The organism is Pacificispira sp. HM-600, from assembly GCF_977993705.1.
This window is the reverse complement of the sequence record NZ_OZ388079.1, coordinates 475738-495686: the sequence shown is the minus strand read 5'-3', so window position 1 is coordinate 495686 and position 19949 is coordinate 475738. Positions and strand designations below refer to the sequence as shown.

Genomic DNA, 19949 nt, shown 5'->3' with positions numbered 1-19949 from the left:
GATCATGGGCGTCTCCACACTCGTCCGTCGCGGGCGAGAAGTTCGTCGGCCGAGGCAGGTCCCCACGAGCCGGGGCTGTACTGCTCGAGCGGTCCACCCTGCGCGGCCCAGAATTCCTCGATCGGATCGAGGATCCGCCACGAGAGTTCGACCTCTTCGTGGCGGGGGAACAGCGGCGGCTCACCCAGGAGCACGTCGAGGATGAGGCGCTCGTAGGCCTCGGGGCTTGCCTCGGTGAAGGCGTGGCCGTACCCGAAGTCCATCGTCACGTCGCGCACCTGCGTGCCCGCCCCGGGAACTTTCGATCCGAATCGGATGGTCACGCCCTCGTCCGGCTGAATCCGGATGACGAGCGCATTCTGACCGAGTTCGAGAGTCTGGCTGCGCAGGAAGAGGTGCTGCGGTGCGCGCTTGAATACGACCGCGATCTCGGTGACGCGACGGCCGAGCCGCTTGCCCGTGCGCAGGTAGAAGGGGACTCCGGACCAGCGTCGGGTCGCGATCTCGAGCTTCAGCGCCGCGAAGGTCTCGGTCGTCGAGGCCGAGTCCATGCCGTCTTCTTCGAGGAACCCCGCGACCTTGTCGCCACCCTGCCAGCCACCCGCGTACTGACCGCGAGCGGTCGATTCGGCGAGATTCGCCGGAAGTTGCACCGCCGCGAGAACCTTCTCCTTCTCTGCACGCAGATCGTGCGCCGAGAGTGAGATGGGCTCCTCCATGGCGGTCAGGGCCAGGAGCTGGAGCAGGTGATTCTGGATGACGTCGCGCGCCGCACCGATGCCGTCGTAGTAGCCGGCGCGGCCACCGACACCGATGTCCTCGGCCATCGTGATCTGTACGTGGTCGACGTAGTTTCCGTTCCAGAGCGGTTCGAACAACTCGTTCGCAAACCGTAGCGCCAGGATGTTCTGGACCGTCTCTTTGCCGAGGTAGTGGTCGATGCGGAAGATCGAGTCCGCCGGGAAGGCGACCTCGAGCGCGTCGTTCAGCGTTCGTGCCGAGGCGAGGTCGTGTCCGAATGGCTTCTCGATGACGACGCGGCGCCACGAATCGTCCCCGTTCGCGTTCTCGTTGACCAGTCCCGAGTCCCGCAGTTGCTTCGCGACCATCGCGAAGTCCTTCGGGGGGATGGAGAGGTAGAAAGCGTGATTGCCCATCGTGCCGCGTTCGACATCGAGCCGTTCGACGGTCTCGCGCAGGCGGCGGAAGGCATCCGGATCGTCGAACTCGCCCGACACGAAGCGAATGCCTTGCAACAGCTGGCGCCAGGTCTCTTCGCGGAACGGCGTGCGGGCATGCTGCTTCACGGCCTCGTAGACGACGTTCGCGAAGTCCTGGTCTTCCCAGTCGCGACGCGCGAATCCCACGAGCGCGAAGCCCGGGGGCAGGAGGCCGCGGTTGGCGAGGTCGTAAACCGCCGGCATCAGCTTCTTACGCGACAGATCGCCGGTAACTCCGAAAATGACGAGCGCGCTGGGGCCGGCGATGCGGTTGAGGCGACGATCGTCCGGGTCGCGCAGCGGGTTGTGCCCGCGCGAGATCTCGATGGGCATACAGGTGTGCCTCTCTGGGGTTACTGGGCGGCTTCGAAGAGCGCCAAGACCTCGACCGTGGGGTCGGTCAGCGTGAGCGTCACGACCGGACGCCGGTGATCCGCGAGCACGGACGCATCGCCGGATGCCTGAGCCTCGATCAGCTGGCCGAACGTGAACGGGAGTCCCGGGATTTCGAGGTCGACATCCGTTCGCTCCGTGATCTGGAGGAAGACGCCGACGGCGGGCCCACCCTTGTGGAACTGCCCCGTGGAGTGCAGGAATCGCGGCCCCCAACCGAACGTCGCCGGACGACCGGAGTCGGCTGCGACGAGTTCGCGAAGACCCGAGAGTTGCGGGATCGCCAGGCGGTCGACGTAGGCCTGGACCGCGACGTAGCCGTCCGCGGGCAGACGCGACCAGAGTGCGTCGAGGACGCCCGCGATGGTGCCGGACGCGGCGAGCTCCGGGTCGCTGACGCGAACCTCGACGCCGTCGACGACGAACGCCGGGGGAGCGGTCTCGGGACGATTCTCGAGCAGACCGCGCGTGGCGATCTTCGCCGACTCGACGTCGGGCTGATCGAACGGATCGATGCCGAGGATGCGTCCCGCGATTGCCGTGGCGTACTCCCACACGATGAACTGCGCACCGAGCGAGCCGCTCACGAGGACCTCGCCCGGGTGACGCTCGAACAGGTGGAAGTGCTCCGCGTCGTCGACGAGGCGGACGAGCTGCAGGTCGGGCAGGTCTTCGTCGAGTTCGGGTGAGACGGGCAGCAACACGACGGGCAGGATTCCCGTGCCCTGCTTGCCGGTCGACTCTGCGACGAGCTGCTCGATCCAGTCGGGCAGACCCACGATGTGGGTCCCGTCGCTGATCAGGCCCATCTTGTCGCGTCGAGGGTTCGTGCCAGCGATAGCCGCCGCGAGGATGAGCGCGGGGTTCTCGGGGCTGTCGATCGCGACCTCGAGCAGCGTGGCGTCGGCCTCGTCGAGAAGTTCGCCGATGTCGACGCCGGCCAGGCCGGACGGCACGAGGCCGAACGCCGTGAGGGCCGAGTAGCGCCCGCCGACCGTGGGGTCGGCGTTGAAGACGCGGTATCCCGCTGCGCGCGCCGAGACGTCGAGGGGCGACCCCGGGTCGGTGACGACGACGATTCGCTCGACCGGGTCGATCCCGAGGTCGCGGAAGGCGGCCTCGAAGGTGCGACGCGCTGAGTCCGTCTCGACGGTGCCGCCCGACTTCGACGACACGATGATCGCGGTGCGGTCCAGTCCGCCGGTCTCGGAGTCGCCGTCGAGCGCCGCGAGCACCTGTCCGGGTGCGGTGGAGTCGAGGATGACGAGCGGTACGCCCGACGTCTGCGTGATGACCTCGGGCGCGAGCGACGAGCCACCCATGCCGGCGAGCACGAAGCGATCGACACCCCGGGCCAGCATGTCGGCTCGGAGCGCCTCGATCTCGGCGACGAGCGGACGCGAGACCGTCACGGCCTGCACCCATCCGAGACGCTTGGATGCCTCCGCCTCGGCGGCCGGGCCCCAGAGGCTCGCGTCGCCGCTCGTGATGCCGGAGGCCACGAGGTCGGCGACGAGGGTGGGAACCACACGCGCGACGGCCTCTTTCGGGGCCCCCGAGACGTGGATCTCGAAGCTCATCGGGCAGACTCCGGTGCGCCGGCCAGGGCCTGTGCGACGGTCTCTTGCAGATCGTGCCACGAGGCGATGAATTTCTCGACGCCTTCGTCTTCGAGCACCTGGGTGACATCGTCGATGTCGATGCCCACCGCTGCGAGCCCGTCGATGACGGCGTGCGCGTCGGCGTAGTTGGTCGTGATCATGTCGCCGGTGACGACACCGTGGTCGAAGGTCGCCTGAAGCGTCTTCTCAGGCATCGTGTTGACCGTGCCGGGAGCGACCAGCTCGGTCACGTAGAGGGTGTCGGGCAGCGCAGGATCCTTGACTCCCGTGGACGCCCACAGGGGGCGCTGCGCGTGGGCGCCGGCCTCGAGCAGCGCGGTGGCGCGCTCGGTGGCGAACTTCTGCTCGTACAGCTCGAACGCGAGACGAGCGTTGGCGATGCCGGCCTTCGACTTGAGGTTGAGGGCCTCGTCCGTACCGATGGCGGTGAGGCGCTTGTCGACCTCGGTGTCTACACGGGAGACGAAGAACGATGCGACGGACTCGATCGTGGTGAGATCGATCCCGGCCGCCTGCGCCTTTTCGAGGCCGGCGAGGTAGGCATCGATGACGTCGGAGTAGCGCTCGAGGCTGAAGATCAGCGTGACGTTCACCGAAATGCCCGATCCGATGACCTCGGTGATGGCCGGAAGGCCTGCCTTCGTCGCGGGGATCTTGATGAGCGCGTTCGGTCGGTCGACCGCGGCCGACAGCTCCTTCGCCTGCGCGATGGTTGCGTCGGTGTCGTGCGCGAGGTCGGGCGAGACCTCGATCGACACGCGGCCGTCCACGCGATTCGTGGCGTCGAAAATCGGACGGAAGATGTCGCACGCGTCGCGCACATCGGTCGTCGTGAGCGAGAAGATCGTCTCGTCGGCGTTGGCGCCGGCCGCGCGCTGGGCGTCGATCGCCTCTTCGTAGCCGATACCCGCCGAGATCGCACCCTGGAAGATCGTCGGGTTCGTGGTCACGCCGACGACATTGCGCGTATCGATGAGTTCCTGCAGGTTGCCGGTCGTGATGCGCTGCCGGGACAGGTCGTCGAGCCAGATGCTGACGCCCGCTGCCGAGAGGTCTGCGGTGGGGGTTGTCATGAGTTCTCCTCGATGGTCTCGCGTGCCGCCTGGATGACGGCCTCGGCCGTGAAGCCGAACTTCTCGTACAACGTCTTGTAATCGGCGGACGCACCGTAGTGCTCGATCGAGACCGAGCGGCCGCGGTCGCCGACGATGCCGCGCCACGGCAGCGCGATTCCGGCCTCGACCGAAACGCGCGCGGTGACCTCGGGCGGAAGGACGTGCGCACGGTACGCCGCATCCTGTTCGTCGAACCACTCCAGCGAGGGTGCCGACACGACGCGGGCGTTGATGCCCGCGGCGGCGAGCGACTCGCGGGCGTCGACGGCGATCTGAACCTCGGATCCCGTCGCGATCAGGATCACGTCGGGCGTGCCGTTGGGCGCCTCGGCGAGGATGTAGGCGCCGCGCGCCACACCGTCGGTCGAGGCGAACGTGTCACCGGATGCCTCGCCATCGCCGCGCTCGAACGTCGGAACGTTCTGGCGGGTCAGGGCGATACCTGCCGGGCCGCCGTGGCGACGCAGCAGTTCGAGCCACGCCGCGGCGGTCTCGTTGGCATCTGCGGGACGAACCAGCGTGAAGTTCGGCACGGCACGCAGGGTCGCGAGCTGCTCGATCGGCTGGTGCGTCGGACCGTCCTCGCCGAGGGCGATCGAGTCGTGCGTCCACACGAACAGGCTCGGGATGTCCATGAGCGCCGCCAGGCGTACGGGCGGGCGCATGTAGTCGCTGAAGATCAGGAAAGTGCCGCCGAACGGACGGGTCGGTCCGTGCAAGACGATGCCATTGATGATCGAGCCCATGGCGTGCTCGCGAATGCCGAAGTGCAGGACCCGGCCGTACGGATTTCCGGTCCACTCGTGGGTCGACCACTCTTCGGGGATGAAGGATTTCGCATCCTTGATCGTCGTGAGGTTCGACTCGGCCAGGTCGGCGGAACCGCCCCAGAGTTCCGGGAGTTCCGCCGCGAGGGCGTTGATGACAGTGCCGGAGGCGGCGCGAGTCGAGACATCCTTGCCGGCCTCGAAGACGGGCAGGGCGTCGGCGATGTCGACCGGCAGTTCGCGTGCGAACAGACGGTCGAGCAGTGCCTTGCGATCGGGGTGGGCCGCGGCCCACGCATCGAAGGCCTCTTGCCAGCGTGCCTTCTCGGGCGCCGTGCGCTCGGCGAGGGCGCGGGTGCGCTCGATGACCTCATCGGGAACGACGAAGCTCTGCTCCGGGTCCCAGCCGAGCACGCGCTTGGTGGCCGCGAGCTCGTCCGAGCCGAGCGCCGATCCGTGGATCTTTCCGGTGTTCTGCTTGCCGGGCGAGGGCCAGCCGATGATCGTCTTCAGCACGATGAGCGACGGACGCGAGGTCTCGCCCTGGGCGGCTTCGATCGCGGAATAGAGCTCGGCGACGTCCTCGACGTACTCGCCGGTCTTCTTCCAGTCGACCGTCTGAACGTGCCAGCCGTACGCCTCGTAGCGAGCGGCGACATCCTCGGTGAAGGCGACGTCGGTGTCGTCCTCGATCGAGATCTGGTTGGCGTCGTAGATGACGACGAGGTTGCCGAGCTCCTGGTGACCGGCGAGGGAGGATGCCTCGCTCGTCACGCCCTCTTCGAGGTCGCCGTCGGAGGCGATCACATAGACGAAGTGGTCGAACGGGCTCTCGCCGGCGGGCGCCTCGGGGTCGAACAGGCCGCGCTCGTAGCGGGCCGCGTACGCGAAGCCCACCGAGGATGCCAGACCCTGACCGAGGGGGCCCGTTGTCATCTCGACGCCGGCGGTGTGGCCGTATTCGGGGTGCCCCGGGGTCCGGGATCCCCACGTCCGCAGGCTCTTCAGGTCATCGAGTTCGAGGCCGAAACCACCCAGATAAAGCTGAACGTACTGCGTCAGCGATGAGTGACCCGCCGAGAGGATGAAGCGGTCGCGTCCGAGCCAGTGTGGGTCGGCCGGGTCGTGTCGCATCACGTGCTGGTAGAGGAGATACGCCGCGGGGGCGAGGCTCATCGCGGTTCCCGGGTGGCCGTTGCCCACCTTCTCGACCGCATCTGCCGCGAGCACGCGGACGGTGTCCACGGCCTGCTTGTCGATCTCGTCCCAACGCAGTTCCGACACCGGACCGCCCTTCGTCGTAGAGAGCGCCTCTGCCGCCTCTCGGGCACACGCCGAATCGTTTTCGGTGGTGTTCACGGGGGAGGGCGCGAGGGCGCATGTCATGTGGTTCCAGCATAGCGAAGGGGCAACCTCGCGCGGCTGTTCGCGACGTGCCTCAGTTTCTTTGAGCGCGTGGGGTGTGTTGGTGCCTCACATACTTTGAGCGCGAAGCTTGCCTGTGTGGAAGGCAAGATTGAGATGGCCGCGAGGCGACAGGTGACGAACAAACTCCGTGACGCGTACCGGAAAGCATCGAAGCACGACAAGGCCCGGATCCTTGACGAGGTGATGAGCACGACGGGGATGGGCCGATCAACGGCGCGGCGGATGCTGACGGGGCCGGTGCTGCCGGATCCGGCGAAGCAGGTCGATAGACGCCAGTTGCGGGCCAAGACGTATAGCGATGATTCGAGGCGGCTGCTGGAGCATGTGTGGGCGCTGATGGGCATGCCGTGCGGGAAGTACCTCGTGGTGATGCTGGAGCTGTGGATGCCGCTGCTGCACGCTGCCGGCGACCTCGACAAGCCATTCGTGACACCGCAGACGATCGTCGAGCTTCAGACAATGAGTCCGGCAACGATCGACCGGTATCTGAGCCCGGCACGTCGGGCGATGCAGTTGCGGGGGATCTCTACGACGATCCCGTCACCGCTGCTGCGCAACTCGATCGGGTTGTCGAAGGTCGGGGATGCCCCGGTCACGGCACCCGGGGTGATCGAGGCGGACACCGTCGCGCATTGCGGACCCACGTTCGTCGGCGAGTTCGCACGCACGTTGACGATGACCGACATCGCCACCGGGTGGACCGAGAACGCCTCGATCCGCAACAACGCGGCCAAGTGGATCGTCGGCGCTGTCGGCGATCTGCAGAACATGTTCCCATTCGAGCTGCGCGTGTTCGACTCGGACAACGGATCGGAGTTCATCAACCATGATGTCGCGGACTGGCTCCAAGCCCGTGACATCGCCCAGACCCGGTCCCGCCCTTACAAGAAAAACGACCAAGCGACCGTCGAGTCGAAGAACAACCACGTCGTCCGCAAACACGCGTTCCATTGGCGCTACGACACCCCGGACGAGCTCGCGCTGCTGAACGAGCTCTGGCGGCTCGTCTCACTACGGTTGAATTTCTTCACCCCGACGAAGAAGCCCACCGCATACGCCACCGCGGCCAGCGGGCGCCGCACACGCCTCTACGACGCACCGAAGACACCCTGGCAGCGAGTGCGCGATTCTGGGGTCCTCACCGCCGAGCAAGCCGACGTCGTTCAGGCCCGGATCACCGGGATCAACCCCGCCGATCTGACCCGCCGGATCAACCAGATCCAGCTCCAACTCATCGAGCTATCACAAGCCAAAACCGAAGCCATGACCACCAGCCGACACCTCGACATGACATCCTTAGAAACGTCGATCCGTCGACTCCAAACAACCAAATGAACCGCAAGCCTCGCGCTCACCATACGTGAGGCACCGCATCACCCTTCGCGCTCACTTCTAGATGAGGCACCTCGGTTCGTATTTTCTCGCGCGACTGTTGGTATCGCGCGGTGCATTGCCGGTGCCGCTCGGCGGGGAGGGGGTGCGAAGCGATGACATAGACTTGAGCGGTACTTGCGAGCGCCGAGTGGGGAGCGATGGACATCACGAGGACGCCTGACGCCCCGGCATCCGCATCATCCCCGGTGCCCGCAGTTCCGCGGTCTTTCGGGCGCACGCTGCGTGCCTATGTCGCCCTGACGAAGCCCCGTGTCCTGGAGCTGTTGCTCGTCACGACCGTCCCGGTCATGATCCTCGCCCAGAACGGGCTACCCAACCTGTGGCTGGTACTCGCCACCGTCATCGGCGGCTCGCTCAGCGCGGGGTCTGCTGCGGCTTTCAACATGTACCTCGATCGCGACATCGACGCGCACATGCAGCGAACGGTGAATCGACCGCTCGTGACAGGCGAAGTCTCGCCGCGGGGTGCGCTGGTCTTCGCGTGGTCGCTCGCGGTGCTCTCGACTCTCTGGCTCTGGCTGATGACGAACGCCCTGGCTGCGATCTTGTCGGCGACGGCCATCTTCTTCTACGTCGTGATCTACACGATGATCCTCAAGCGTCGTACCGAGCAGAACATCGTCTGGGGCGGCATCGCGGGGTGCTTCCCGGTCGTGATCGGCTGGTCGGCCGTCACGGGTTCTCTGACGTGGACCCCGCTCATCCTGTTCGCGCTCGTCTTCCTCTGGACGCCGCCGCACTACTGGCCGCTGTCGATGAAATACAAGACGCAGTACGAAGAGGTCGACGTTCCGATGCTCGGGGCGACTCGCAGTGGTGCGCAGGTTGGCCTGCAGGTCATCCTGTACGCGTGGGCGACCGTCGCGTGCTCGCTGCTACTCATCCCGGTTGCCGAGATGGGGGTCGTCTACACGGCATCCGCTCTCGTGTTCGGTGGCTGGTTCATCTACGAGTCCCACCGCCTCTACAACCGTGCCGTACGTGGCACCGAGCCGGCCCCGATGCGTGTCTTCCACGCATCCATCACGTACCTCACCCTCCTGTTCGTCGCGATCGCGGTCGATCCGCTGCTGCCGTTCTAGGTGGGGGAGTGGCGCGGTCCACCAGCCTGCAGCGTTCCGGGCACTCGCCGCATCGGATCTCCGAGGCAGTCGCGCGTGGACTTCTGGTACGCATTCGGCGGCTGTGGGTCGATCTCTAGCGGACGCGGATGCCGAACTCGTTTCCGCGGCGCGCAATGGCGTCGTGCTGTCGTGTATCACGCAGGCTCGGCGTCTGGGGATCTGGGTGTTGCGAGAACCCGAACCTCACGTCGCTGCGTTGCCCCACGCCCGCGGCAACAAGCCGAACGGTGTGATCGTCCACTGGGCCAACGCGCTCGTGCCGCGGCATCCCGACGCTCTCGAGGATCCGATCGAGAACGTACTCGCCCGCGTGGCGGCGTGTCAGCACTATGAGTCAGCGATGACTGTGTCGGAGTCGGCCCTCCGACAGGGTCTGGTCGAGCGAGACGCTCTCAAACAATTTCCTCTCACTGGTCGTGCGAGGGAGATTCTCGAGTGCGCGGTGCCGTTCTCCGACTCGGGTCTGGAGACGCTCTTCTTCGTCCGTCTGCGCTGGTTGGGGGTCCGGATTCTTCCGCAGGCGTGGATACTCGAGCATCGCGTCGACTTCTTGATCGGTGAACGCTTGGTCGTCCAGATCGACGGGGGTCATCGTGTCGGTTTCCAGCGCAGCCGGGACATCGCGTATGACGCTTTGCTTCTGGCCGCGGGCTATCACGTCTTCCGTGTCTCGTACGAGCAGGTCATCGACGATTGGCCGGTCGTCCAGGACCGAATCGCTCGGGCCGTGGCGGCGGGTATTCACCGCGCAGCCTGACGAGATGTAGCGTGCGCGCCGCGTGAAGGTCGGAGATCGTGGCGCTGTCGGCGCGAACGTGCCACAGGCATCCGACGCCGAACGTATCTCCGACGCCCGCCGGAATGTTGACGCCAGGTCGTCCGGGAAACACCGATCGCCGGGGCTGATTTCTCAGCGGCCCGGCGATCAGAAGTGCGGCGATCAGCGCGTGGTCGGCGTGACCTTCTCTTCGGTTGCGGTGCCGAAGTCGACGCTCGGAGCTGCCGGGTCGGCAGACGCGTCGTCGAGGACGACGACTGTCTCTACCTCGGGCTTGTCGTCGAGATCGTCGTCGAGGTCGTCGGCGTCATCGAACGATTCCGCAATGACCACCTCCGGCTCGGCACGCTTCACGAGGGACGCGGCCGCAGCGAGGGTGAGAGCGAACGCCAGGCCGATCAGACCGACGCCGATCAGGATGGAGCCCAGGACGGCCCACGACTGGCCCGCGTAGACATCGACACCCGTGGCGCTTCCGTCGAGGATCGCGTTTGTCATGACGTCGAGCTTGTCGAGCGTGAGCCACACGCCGACACCACCGGCTGCGACGGAGCCGACGACGAGGACCCAGTAGGGAACGCTGCGGACGAGGCGGGGACGGGCGGTCATAAGTTCTCCTTGTTCGTGGCACGGCGTACACCGCCGACGCAGAGACTCTTCCCGTCCCGCTGGTGCGCGGCCTATCCGAACCCTATGGGTTCGCTGTGCGTGCGGCCATTCCTTGGAGCGCGCGCGACTACGGAGCGGGGACGGATGCCGGAAAAGCGGAGTCTTCACGCTCCACCGGAATTCCGGTCGTCGGCACCTTCAGATGCATGATGACGGCCGTCATCGCCGCGACGAGCAACACCGCGAGCACCATGTGGATGTTGACCAGCACGACCGGGAGTCCGGTGCGCGCCTGCCAGAGTCCCACGGCGATCTGCACCGCCTCGACGGACAGCAGCAACAACACCCGGCGCCGAAGCGGTCGGCGCCATGTTCCGATGAGGAGAGCGAGTGTCAGCGCCAGTGTGGCGTAGGCGGGCCACGAGTGCACGTGCTGCATGAGTTCCGGATCGAGCCCGTTGCGCGCGGCACCCGAATCCCCGGCGTGGGGACCTGCCCCGGTCACCAGGATGCCTACGAGGACCGTGATCACCACGGCAACCGACGTCAGGTGCGCCAGGACCGCGATTCCGCGCGGCACGGCGCGCACTCGGGCACCGGGGGCGGAATAGACGCGGACGACGAACACCGTCGCGAACGCGACGAGCACGACCGACGCGAAGTAGTGCAGACCGACGACGTAGGGGTTGAGGTTCGTCAAAACGGTGATTCCACCGATGACCGCCTGGATCGGTACATACAGGCCGATGATCAGTGCGAGCCAGAACAGATCGGGACGAGTGCGACGCATGCGCACGACGAAGAGAAACGTGATGATGGCGACGGCGACGAGCGCGAAGGTGAGTAGGCGGTTGCCGAACTCGATGACTCCGTGGATGCCCATCTCCGGGGTATTCACGAAGGATTCGGGCGTACAGCGTGGCCAGGTCGGGCATCCGAGACCCGATGCCGTGAGCCGGACGAGTCCGCCGGTACCGACGATGGCGACCTGGACGACGAACGTGGCCCAGGCCGCGAAGATGACGCGACGATCGATGCTCGACGGGAGCATCCGCCAGAGCTTCTGTGCGCGATCGGGTTCCTGCGACAAGCGGATCGCCTCCTGAGGGGTCCCACGTCCGGTCGGGCGCGGGCGGTGGTCGGCCCGCTGGACGGGGCGACCCTGTAGAATCGAGGGGTTGCGGCGCGCGTGCGAAAGCACTCGACGCACTGTCAACAGTTTAGGCGCGCGGAACGTGTGCCCCTGAGCCTGGCCCGGAAGCGGCGGACTCCTTTCTCGCACACAGAGAACGGATGGATCGCCGGGGCGGATGAAACCGTTGCGGCCAAGAGGAGAGTGTGACCATGTCTGATGTCCTGATCGATCGCCCCGAACTCGCGGGGCTCGGAGTTTACGAATTCGGCTGGCACGACAAGGACGCTGCGGGGGCTGCCGCCAAGCGCGGCCTCAGCGAAGCGACGGTTCGTGACATCTCGGCTTTGAAGGCTGAGCCCGAGTGGATGCTGCAGCGCCGTCTGAAGGCGCTCGAACTCTTCGGTCGCAAACCCATGCCGACGTTCGGCGCTGACCTCAGCGACATCGACTTCGACAACATCAAATACTTCGTGCGGTCGACCGAGAAGCAGGCGCAGTCCTGGGAAGACCTTCCCGAAGACATCCGCAACACGTACGAGCGGCTCGGGATCCCCGAGGCGGAGCGTCAGCGCCTCGTCTCCGGTGTCGCCGCCCAGTACGAGTCCGAGGTCGTGTACCACCAGATCCGCGAGGACCTCGAGCAGCAGGGTGTCATTTTCATGGACACCGACACCGCGCTCCGCGAGCACCCCGAGATCTTCGAGGAGTACTTCGGCACGGTCATCCCCTCGGGCGACAACAAATTCGCAGCTCTGAACACCGCCGTGTGGTCGGGCGGGTCGTTCGTGTACGTGCCTAAGGGTGTCCACGTCGAGATCCCGCTGCAGGCGTATTTCCGTATCAACACGGAGAACATGGGCCAGTTCGAGCGGACCCTGATCATCGCGGACGAAGACAGCTACATCCACTACATCGAGGGCTGCACGGCCCCGATCTACAAGAGCGACTCGCTGCACTCGGCTGTCGTCGAGATCATCGTGAAGAAGAACGCGCGCGTTCGGTACACGACGATCCAGAACTGGTCGAACAACGTTTACAACCTCGTCACCAAGCGTGCGGTCGCGCACGAGGGCGCGACGATGGAGTGGATCGACGGCAACATCGGCTCCAAGGTCACGATGAAGTATCCGGCTATCTACCTGATGGGCGAGCACGCGAAGGGCGAGACCCTGTCCGTCGCTTTCGCTGGTCCCGGTCAGCACCAGGACGCCGGCGCGAAGATGATCCACATGGCTCCGTACACGCAGTCGTCGATCGTCTCGAAGTCGATCGCCCGCGGCGGTGGACGTGCCGGATACCGCGGTGAGGTTCGTGTGGATGCCAACGCGCACCACTCGGCGAACACGGTCCGCTGCGACGCGCTCCTGGTCGACACGATCTCGCGGAGCGACACGTATCCGGCCATCGACATCCGTGTGGATGACGTGCAGCTCGGCCACGAGGCGACCGTCTCGAAGGTCAGCGAAGAGCAGCTCTTCTACCTGCAGTCCCGCGGCATGGCCGAGGACGAGGCGATGGCGATGATCGTCCGCGGATTCATCGAGCCGATCGCCCGTGAACTGCCCATGGAGTATGCCCTCGAGCTGAACAAGCTGATCGAGATGGGCATGGAAGGAAGCGTCGGATGATTCTTCGACCGACGACGAAAGGACGAGTCGGCGAGTGACGACGACAACGACCACCCCCCGCCAGGTGCCCGGAAACGTGCCCCACACCGACGGAGGATGGGGCCAGACCACTGCGCGCACCATCCCCGTTCAGACGCGCTCCGCGCGCCCCCGTTCGTTCGTTCCCGCGGACTTCGCTCGGCCCACCGGCCGCGAAGTCAACTGGAAGCAGACGCCTGTCGCGCGCCTCGCCCCGCTCTTCGACGACGTCGCCGGTGATGACGGTGCCGTCACGATCACCTTTACCGGTGCGGTCGCGGTCTCGGAGTTGACCGCCGGTCAGTCGCCCCGTGGCGAGATTTTCGAGCCCGAAGATCTGCCGAGCGCCATCGCGTGGTCGCGCGCCGCCGAGGCGCTCTACTTCGCCGTTCCGGCGAACGACGAGCTCGCCGAGCCCGTCGTCGTGACATTCATCGGTGCCGGTGCGGGTCTACGCGCCCACGCCCACATCGTGATCGAGGCCCGCGAGAACTCCAGCGCGACGGTCATCCTGCGCCACGAGGGTTCTGCGGCGTTCGCCCAGAACGTCGAGATCATTGTGCGCCGGGGTGCCCGACTGAACGTCGTATCGGTGCACAACTGGGACGACGACGCGGTACACGCCGCAACGCACCAGGCTCGTGTCGAACGCGACGGCAGCCTGCGTCACTCGGTTGTCAGCTTCGGCGGCGGTGTCGTCCGGGTCAACCCCTCGGTCGATCTCGCCGGTGCGGGTTCGGAGGGCGAGCTGTACGGCCTGTCCTTCGCCGATGCGGGTCAGCACCTCGAAAGCCAGGTGTACGTCCACCACCGCGGGCCGCAGACGCGCGCCGATGTGCTCTACAAGGGCGCCCTGCAGGGCGTCGGGGCGCGTTCGGTGTGGATCGGCGACGTTCTCATCGGACCGGATGCCACGGGCACCGATTCCTACGAAGCGAATCGCAACCTTGTCCTCACCGAGGGTGCGCGCGCCGACTCGATCCCGAACCTCGAGATCGAGACCGGGGACATCAAGGGCGCCGGGCACGCGAGTGCGACCGGTCGTTTCGACGACGAGCAGCTGTTCTACCTGCAGGCTCGCGGCATCACCGAGGACGAGGCGCGTCGCCTGGTCGTTCTCGGATTCCTCGCCGAGATCGTGCAGAAGCTCGGCGTGCCCGCCCTGGAAGAAGAGCTGACCGCGGCGATCGAGGCTGAGCTCGCCGAGGGCCTCGCGTGACCCTGCAGCGCGCCTGCGCTCTGAGTGAGCTCGAGCAGGACACCGCTAAGCGCGTCGAGCTCGACGGCGTTGCGATCGCCGTCGTCCTGGACGGAAACGGTGACGTTCACGCCATCGGTGATGTCTGCACGCACGGCGACATCTCACTCTCGGACGGCTTCGTCGAGGGCGAGACGCTCGAATGCTGGGCCCATGGCTCGGCATTCTCGCTCCGCACGGGGCGCCCCCTGAACCTTCCGGCTTACGAGCCGGTCCCCGTCTTCGTCGTCCAGATCGACGGCGACGACGTGCTCATCGATCCCGCTTCCACCGTGGCCGTCTGACCGGCCGAGTTCGTTAGGAACCCACTTACATGTCTGTCCTCGAAGTTCGCGACCTGCACGTCACCGTCGAGACGGATGCCGGCGTCACGCCCATCCTGAACGGCGTCACCCTCACGATCCGCACTGGCGAGACCCACGCGATCATGGGCCCGAACGGCTCGGGAAAGTCGACCCTGGCGTACACGATCGCTGGTCACCCCAAATACACCGTCACCTCCGGCTCGATCACCCTCGACGGCGAGGACGTCCTTGCGATGACCGTCGACGAGCGTGCCCGCGCGGGGCTGTTCCTGGCGATGCAGTACCCCGTCGAGATCCCCGGTGTGACCGTCAGTAACTTCCTGCGCACCGCCAAGACGGCGGTCGACGGCGAAGCGCCCTCGATCCGTAACTGGGTCAAGGACATTCGCGTGTCGATGAAGAATCTGCGCATGGACCCGAAGTTCGCCGAACGCAACGTCAACGAGGGCTTCTCGGGTGGCGAGAAGAAGCGTCACGAGATCCTGCAGCTCGAACTGCTGAAGCCGCGCATCGCGGTGCTGGACGAGACCGATTCGGGACTCGACGTCGACGCTCTCAAGATCGTGTCGGAGGGTGTCAACCGCGCCAAGGCAGAGACCGACCTCGGCGTGCTGTTGATCACGCACTACACACGCATCCTGCGCTACATCGCGCCCGACTTCGTGCACGTGATGGTCGCCGGCCGCATTGTCGAAGAGGGCGGCCCCGAACTCGCGGACCGCCTCGAGAACGAGGGCTACGATCGCTTCCTCGACGTCGCACCCGAGTCCACCGCGCCCGCGGGCGCTTAGGATATATCCATGACCGCGACCCTCGCTCCTGAGAAGTACGACGAGGTTTCCGAGGCGCTCAAAGACGTCATGGATCCCGAATTGGGGATCAATGTCGTAGACCTCGGACTGATCTACGACCTCGGCTGGGACGACGAGAACGACGCCCTGGTGATCCACATGACGCTGACCAGCGCCGGATGCCCGTTGACGGATGTGCTCGAAGAGCAGACGGCGCAGGCACTCGACGATGTCGTCGAGCGGTTCCGCATCAACTGGGTGTGGATGCCGCCGTGGGGTCCCGAGAAGATCACCGATGACGGCCGCGACATGATGCGGGCACTCGGCTTCTCGATCTGACCGCAGCGGCTTGACCGACGAAGCGGAATCCGCGCGTCGCTAAGCTCGACGGGTGACCGTCGTCCCCTTGGAAGCGCTGCCTCTCGAACTGCTGCGTGAACGATCGAGTGTCAAGTGGCGTCGCTACCCGGCGGATGTGCTGCCGATGTTCGTCGCTGAGACGGACTATCCGCTCGCTCCCGCCATCACGGCGGCGCTCTCGCGTGCGCTGGATCTGGGCGATACGGGATACACATCGCCGGCGTCGGGCATTCGCGAGTCGTACGCGGCGTTCGCGGCGCGACGGTTCGGATGGGATGTCGCCCCCGACGCCATTCGCTCGACCGGCGACGTGATCATGGGCGTGGTCGAGATACTGCGACGCTCGATTGCTCCCGGGGACCGCGTGGTCGTGACGCCGCCGGTGTACCCGCCGTTCTACGACGCGATTCCCGAGGCCGGTGGCGTCGTCGAGCGCGTTCCGCTGCTGCGACGGGGTGGCGGGTTCGAGCTGGACCTTGCTGGCATCCAGACGGCGCTGCACGACGGAGCGCGCGCGGTGTTGCTCTGCAACCCGCACAACCCGACCGGGACGGTTCACTCCCGAGAGACCCTCGTGCGCCTTGCCGAGATCGCCGAAGCGGCCGGCGCGGTGGTGGTGAGCGACGAGATCCACGCCCCGCTCGCGCAACCGGAGGTGACGTTCACCCCATTTCTGGCTGCGTCCGAAGCCGCCGCACGCGTCGGGTACGTCGTCACCAGCGCCAGCAAAGCGTTCAACCTCGCGGGGCTGAAGTGCGCGCTGATGATCGCGACCGACCCGAAGCGCTTCGATGTCGTGCGTAATCTGCCCGCCGAGGTCGAGTGGCGGACGGGTCTATTCGGGGCTCTCGCGGGTGTGGCTGCGTTCTCGCCGGAGAGTGACGCGTGGCTGGACAGCATGCTCGCCGCGGTCGATCGCAACCGACGGTTGCTGGGCGAGCTGTTGGCCGAACACATTCCCGGTGCGCGCTATGACGCGCCCGCTGCGGGCTACCTCGCGTGGATCGATCTGTCCGGCGTCGGTTGGGGTGATAATCCCGGAGTGAAGATCCTGCGCGACGCGAAAGTCGCACTGCACTACGGACCGGCTTTCGGGGTTGAGGGCAGGGGTCACGTGCGCGTCAACATCGGCTGCTCGGCCGAGGTGCTGACGGAAGCTGTTCAGAGGATCGGGGCGCTGATCGAGAGGTGAGCGGCGCCGTCCGCACGTCGCCCCACCCCGGCGAGCCCACGTCGATCTGGGATGTCCGTCTGATCTGGGTCACTCTCGGCGCGGTCGCTCTCATCTTCCTGGCGGCGACCCAGTCCCTGGCGATGACGACCGTCATGCCGATCATCAGCGACGAGCTGAACGGAGAGTATCTCTACGCGCTGGCGTTCGCGGGAACACTCGCGACCGGTGTTATCGGGATGGTTGTGACGGGGGCTTGGTCGGATAGATCCGGACCGAAGGTCCCCCTCTACGTATCCATCGCGCTGTTCCTCCTCGGGCTGATCGTGGCGGGGACCGCGCCGAACATGCAGATGCTCGTCGTGGGCCGGCTGCTGCAGGGCCTCGGCACCGGTGGCCAAACGGTGGCGCTCTACGTCGTGGTCGCGCGAATCTATCCGGCCGCTATCCACGGACGCGTCTTCGCGGCGTTCGCGGCGGCATGGGTCGTGCCGTCTCTCATCGGACCGCTCGCGGCGGGCGCCGTGACCGAGCACCTGCACTGGCGGTGGGTGTTCTTCGGAGTGGCTGTGCTGACAGTCGTGGCATTCACCGCGGTGGCCGTGCGGCTGCACGGCCTGGATATGCGGACGTCGGGGCCCGCCCGTGGCGGCTTCTGGGGGCGCCTGGGGCTCGCGATGGTGGTCGCCGCCGCGGTTCTCCTGCTCGGGATGTCTGGGGGATTCGGTGCCGCGAGCCCTGTTGTTGCGGTCGCGGCGGCCGTGCTGATCGGGTTTGCGGCACGCCCGCTTCTTCCCGTGCGCACGCTTCGAGTCGGCCGTGGTCTGCCGAGCGTGATCCTTCTTCGCGGGCTGATAGCCGGTGCGCTGTTCGGTGCCGAGGTGTACGTGCCGTATCTGATGATCGACCGGTACGGGTTCTCGCCGACGTGGGCGGGTCTCGGACTCACGACCGCTGCACTCGCGTGGGCGGTCAGTGCGGACATCCAAGGACGTTACGGCGATCGCATCGGCAATCGACGGATCGTCCTGATCGGCTGCAGCCTGCTGACCGTCGCGACGCTCACTGCCGCGGTATGTGCCCTCACCGCAGCACATCCGGCCATCCTGATCGCGGGATGGACGTTCTCGGGCGCGGGCGTCGGGCTGATCTATTCGCGGTTGACGGTGCTGACGCTGGCCTATTCGACGCCGCGGAACCAGGGCTTCAACTCGTCGGCGCTCTCGATATCGGACTCGACCGGCGCCGCGGTCACGATCGCCGTGCTGGGACTCGTATTCACCGGGTTCTCGGGCACGGGGTGGGAGTTCCCCGGTGTGTTCCTGGTCGCCTCGGCCATTGCCGTTCTTGCGTTGGTTCCGGGTCTGCGCATGGGTCAGGAGCGCGGGTTCTCGCCCGCGCTCGGTGCGAACACGGGGTCACTTCGACAAGCTCTGTGACCGTGGACCCGGCAGGGCTCGGCGGGTCACTTCGACAAGCTCAGTGACCGTGGGGTGCCCGCGGTGCCTCAGAACGGTGGTGGGTCCGTGTTCGGCGTGAAGAGGACCAGCGCGGGCGGGGGTTTGTCGATGTAGATGTGACCACCGGGTGAGGTCCATTCGAGGATTCCGCCGCCGAGTTGCCGCACGGTCCAGCCCGTTTCGCCTTTCAATGTGTGGTGTCGTTTGCAGAGGCAGGCGAGGTTGCAGACGTCGGTGTCGCCGCCCAACGCATAGTCGAGGGTGTGGTCTCGATCGCACCGGTGGGCGGGTTGTCGGCATCCGGGGAATCGGCAGTGTTGATCCCGAGCCCGGAGGAACCGTTTCATGTCCGCCGACGGCGTATACCGGTCCACCGCAAGCACACACCCCGTGATGGGGTCGGCGAGGACCCGGTCCCACCCGGTCGCGTGTCCCGCGAGTTGCCGGGCCGTGGCGGGGTCGATCGGGCACCGCCCGACCAGCTCGGCGGGCTCATCCGTGACGCCGGCCAACGCGAGGGCGGGGATGGTGACGTTCACGATCGCTTGGATCGCCCCGAGTCCACCAAACCCGTCCGAGAACCCCGCACCCGTTTCCACGGAGGGATTCGTCGTCAGCATCATGTCTGCGACGAGGTCCGCACGGATCTGATCGATCGTCCGCACATCAGACGGGTCGGCGTTCTTGATCGCCTTCGCTTGCTGCGTGATGCGGTCGTGCATCCCGTGGGCGAGTACCGCGGGTTGGATGGTGCTGAACTCCGCCATCCCATCCCCGATGTCCCGCACACCGACACCCCGCGAAGCACGGGCTTCCTGGTGGCGTTCCGTCAGCGTCCGGGGCTGCAACGATTCCGCGAGCCTCGCGAGCGCGGACCCGAGCCGTCCGGGTGTCGTCCCCTCAGCCCGCTCCACAGCTTCGTGCTCGAACACGGCACGCGCGTCCGCGTCGGTGAGCGGCATCCCGTGCTCCATGATCACCGCGACATGCCGCGCGCTGACCCGGCCCTCATCCCACGCGTCAAACGTTGCGGGGAACGCTTCGGCTAACACGGCGGCGTCGTTCATCCGGCCCTGCACGGTGCGATCGGACATGCACGCCGCGACCGCCAACTCCGCAGCCAAAGCACGAAGAGGCAGTTCTGCCTCACGCGAGGACGTCGACCCCAACTCAGCGACTCGACGCATCCCGAGATCCGCAGCATCCGCCAGGACCCGCGCCTGCGCAGCTTGCGCACGAGCGACCGCCCGCGATGCCTCGGCGAACCGGATCGCGAGGTCACGCGCTTCGGTATCGACGTCGCAGATGTCAGCGACGCGACTGTTGTTCGAATGCATGTTCTAAACTCTACGGATCACCACCGACACCCGAA

17 protein-coding genes are annotated in these 19949 nt (G+C 66.3%); 10 read left to right on the top strand and 7 right to left on the bottom strand.

The window, feature by feature from the left end; genetic code table 11:
• Nucleotides 1-2: 2 nt before the first annotated feature.
• From zwf to tkt, 4 genes are read right to left on the bottom strand one after another with little or no spacing between them, the layout of a single operon-like run.
• A complete protein-coding gene (gene zwf, locus ACXZ1E_RS02340) occupies nucleotides 3-1553 on the bottom strand; it encodes a glucose-6-phosphate dehydrogenase (RefSeq protein ID WP_458041845.1) in 1551 nt (516 codons plus the stop codon).
• Between the two features lie 20 nt (nucleotides 1554-1573).
• Nucleotides 1574-3193: a glucose-6-phosphate isomerase gene (locus ACXZ1E_RS02335; protein WP_458041844.1), complete on the bottom strand. Its 1620-nt coding sequence runs from the start codon at nucleotides 3191-3193 to the stop codon at nucleotides 1574-1576.
• On the bottom strand, nucleotides 3190-4308 hold the full coding sequence (gene tal / locus ACXZ1E_RS02330) for a transaldolase (RefSeq protein ID WP_458041843.1): 1119 nt from the start codon (nucleotides 4306-4308) through the stop codon (nucleotides 3190-3192). The genes ACXZ1E_RS02335 and tal overlap by 4 nt, the downstream gene beginning before the upstream one ends.
• Nucleotides 4305-6503 carry a transketolase gene (gene tkt, locus ACXZ1E_RS02325; RefSeq protein WP_458352026.1) on the bottom strand — a complete coding sequence of 733 codons (2199 nt, stop codon included), beginning with the start codon at nucleotides 6501-6503 and terminating at the stop codon, nucleotides 4305-4307. Before tkt ends, tal begins: the two co-directional genes overlap by 4 nt.
• Before the next feature lie 153 nt (nucleotides 6504-6656).
• On the opposite strand from tkt, the gene ACXZ1E_RS02320 reads away from it, so the two are divergent.
• The 3 genes from ACXZ1E_RS02320 to ACXZ1E_RS02310 all read left to right on the top strand — a co-directional run bounded on the left by ACXZ1E_RS02320 (nucleotide 6657) and on the right by ACXZ1E_RS02310 (nucleotide 9821).
• Nucleotides 6657-7880: an integrase catalytic domain-containing protein gene (locus ACXZ1E_RS02320; RefSeq protein ID WP_458040749.1), complete on the top strand. Its 1224-nt coding sequence runs from the start codon at nucleotides 6657-6659 to the stop codon at nucleotides 7878-7880.
• A gap of 197 nt (nucleotides 7881-8077) precedes the next feature.
• Entirely contained in the window at nucleotides 8078-9022 is a 945-nt protein-coding gene (locus ACXZ1E_RS02315) for a heme o synthase (RefSeq protein ID WP_458041842.1), read from the top strand.
• Between the two features lie 103 nt (nucleotides 9023-9125).
• The gene (locus ACXZ1E_RS02310; RefSeq protein WP_458041841.1) at nucleotides 9126-9821 is read left to right on the top strand and encodes an endonuclease domain-containing protein; all 696 of its coding nucleotides are present in this window, start codon (nucleotides 9126-9128) and stop codon (nucleotides 9819-9821) included.
• Nucleotides 9822-10004: 183 nt separating this feature from the next.
• On the opposite strand, the gene ACXZ1E_RS02305 is transcribed toward ACXZ1E_RS02310, so the two are convergent.
• Entirely contained in the window at nucleotides 10005-10451 is a 447-nt protein-coding gene (locus ACXZ1E_RS02305) for a dinucleotide-utilizing enzyme (RefSeq protein WP_458041840.1), read from the bottom strand.
• Nucleotides 10452-10578: 127 nt separating this feature from the next.
• The gene (locus ACXZ1E_RS02300) at nucleotides 10579-11541 is read right to left on the bottom strand and encodes a COX15/CtaA family protein (RefSeq protein WP_458352025.1); all 963 of its coding nucleotides are present in this window, start codon (nucleotides 11539-11541) and stop codon (nucleotides 10579-10581) included.
• Nucleotides 11542-11795: 254 nt separating this feature from the next.
• Between ACXZ1E_RS02300 and sufB the strand changes: the two genes are divergently transcribed.
• The 7 genes from sufB to ACXZ1E_RS02265 are packed head-to-tail and all read left to right on the top strand — an operon-like array spanning nucleotide 11796 to nucleotide 18556.
• Nucleotides 11796-13214, top strand: coding sequence for a Fe-S cluster assembly protein SufB (sufB, locus tag ACXZ1E_RS02295; protein WP_458041839.1), 1419 nt, complete (start codon nucleotides 11796-11798; stop codon nucleotides 13212-13214).
• A 34-nt stretch (nucleotides 13215-13248) separates the two neighbouring features.
• Nucleotides 13249-14451 carry a Fe-S cluster assembly protein SufD gene (gene sufD, locus ACXZ1E_RS02290; RefSeq protein WP_458041838.1) on the top strand — a complete coding sequence of 401 codons (1203 nt, stop codon included), beginning with the start codon at nucleotides 13249-13251 and terminating at the stop codon, nucleotides 14449-14451.
• The gene (locus tag ACXZ1E_RS02285; protein ID WP_396641487.1) at nucleotides 14448-14774 is read left to right on the top strand and encodes a non-heme iron oxygenase ferredoxin subunit; all 327 of its coding nucleotides are present in this window, start codon (nucleotides 14448-14450) and stop codon (nucleotides 14772-14774) included. The genes sufD and ACXZ1E_RS02285 overlap by 4 nt, the downstream gene beginning before the upstream one ends.
• 29 nt (nucleotides 14775-14803) lie before the next feature.
• Nucleotides 14804-15586, top strand: coding sequence for a Fe-S cluster assembly ATPase SufC (gene sufC / locus ACXZ1E_RS02280; protein ID WP_458041837.1), 783 nt, complete (start codon nucleotides 14804-14806; stop codon nucleotides 15584-15586).
• A 9-nt stretch (nucleotides 15587-15595) separates the two neighbouring features.
• Entirely contained in the window at nucleotides 15596-15925 is a 330-nt protein-coding gene (locus ACXZ1E_RS02275) for a metal-sulfur cluster assembly factor (RefSeq protein WP_036295934.1), read from the top strand.
• A gap of 52 nt (nucleotides 15926-15977) precedes the next feature.
• Nucleotides 15978-17138, top strand: a complete 1161-nt coding sequence (locus ACXZ1E_RS02270; protein WP_458041836.1) for a MalY/PatB family protein — start codon at nucleotides 15978-15980, stop codon at nucleotides 17136-17138.
• Complete coding sequence (locus tag ACXZ1E_RS02265) at nucleotides 17135-18556, top strand: MFS transporter (protein WP_458041835.1); 1422 nt, start codon at nucleotides 17135-17137, stop codon at nucleotides 18554-18556. Before ACXZ1E_RS02270 ends, ACXZ1E_RS02265 begins: the two co-directional genes overlap by 4 nt.
• Nucleotides 18557-18624: 68 nt before the next feature.
• Here ACXZ1E_RS02265 and ACXZ1E_RS02260 read toward each other — a convergent pair whose 3' ends face one another.
• The gene (locus tag ACXZ1E_RS02260; protein WP_458041834.1) at nucleotides 18625-19914 is read right to left on the bottom strand and encodes a DUF222 domain-containing protein; all 1290 of its coding nucleotides are present in this window, start codon (nucleotides 19912-19914) and stop codon (nucleotides 18625-18627) included.
• Nucleotides 19915-19949 lie beyond the last annotated feature (35 nt).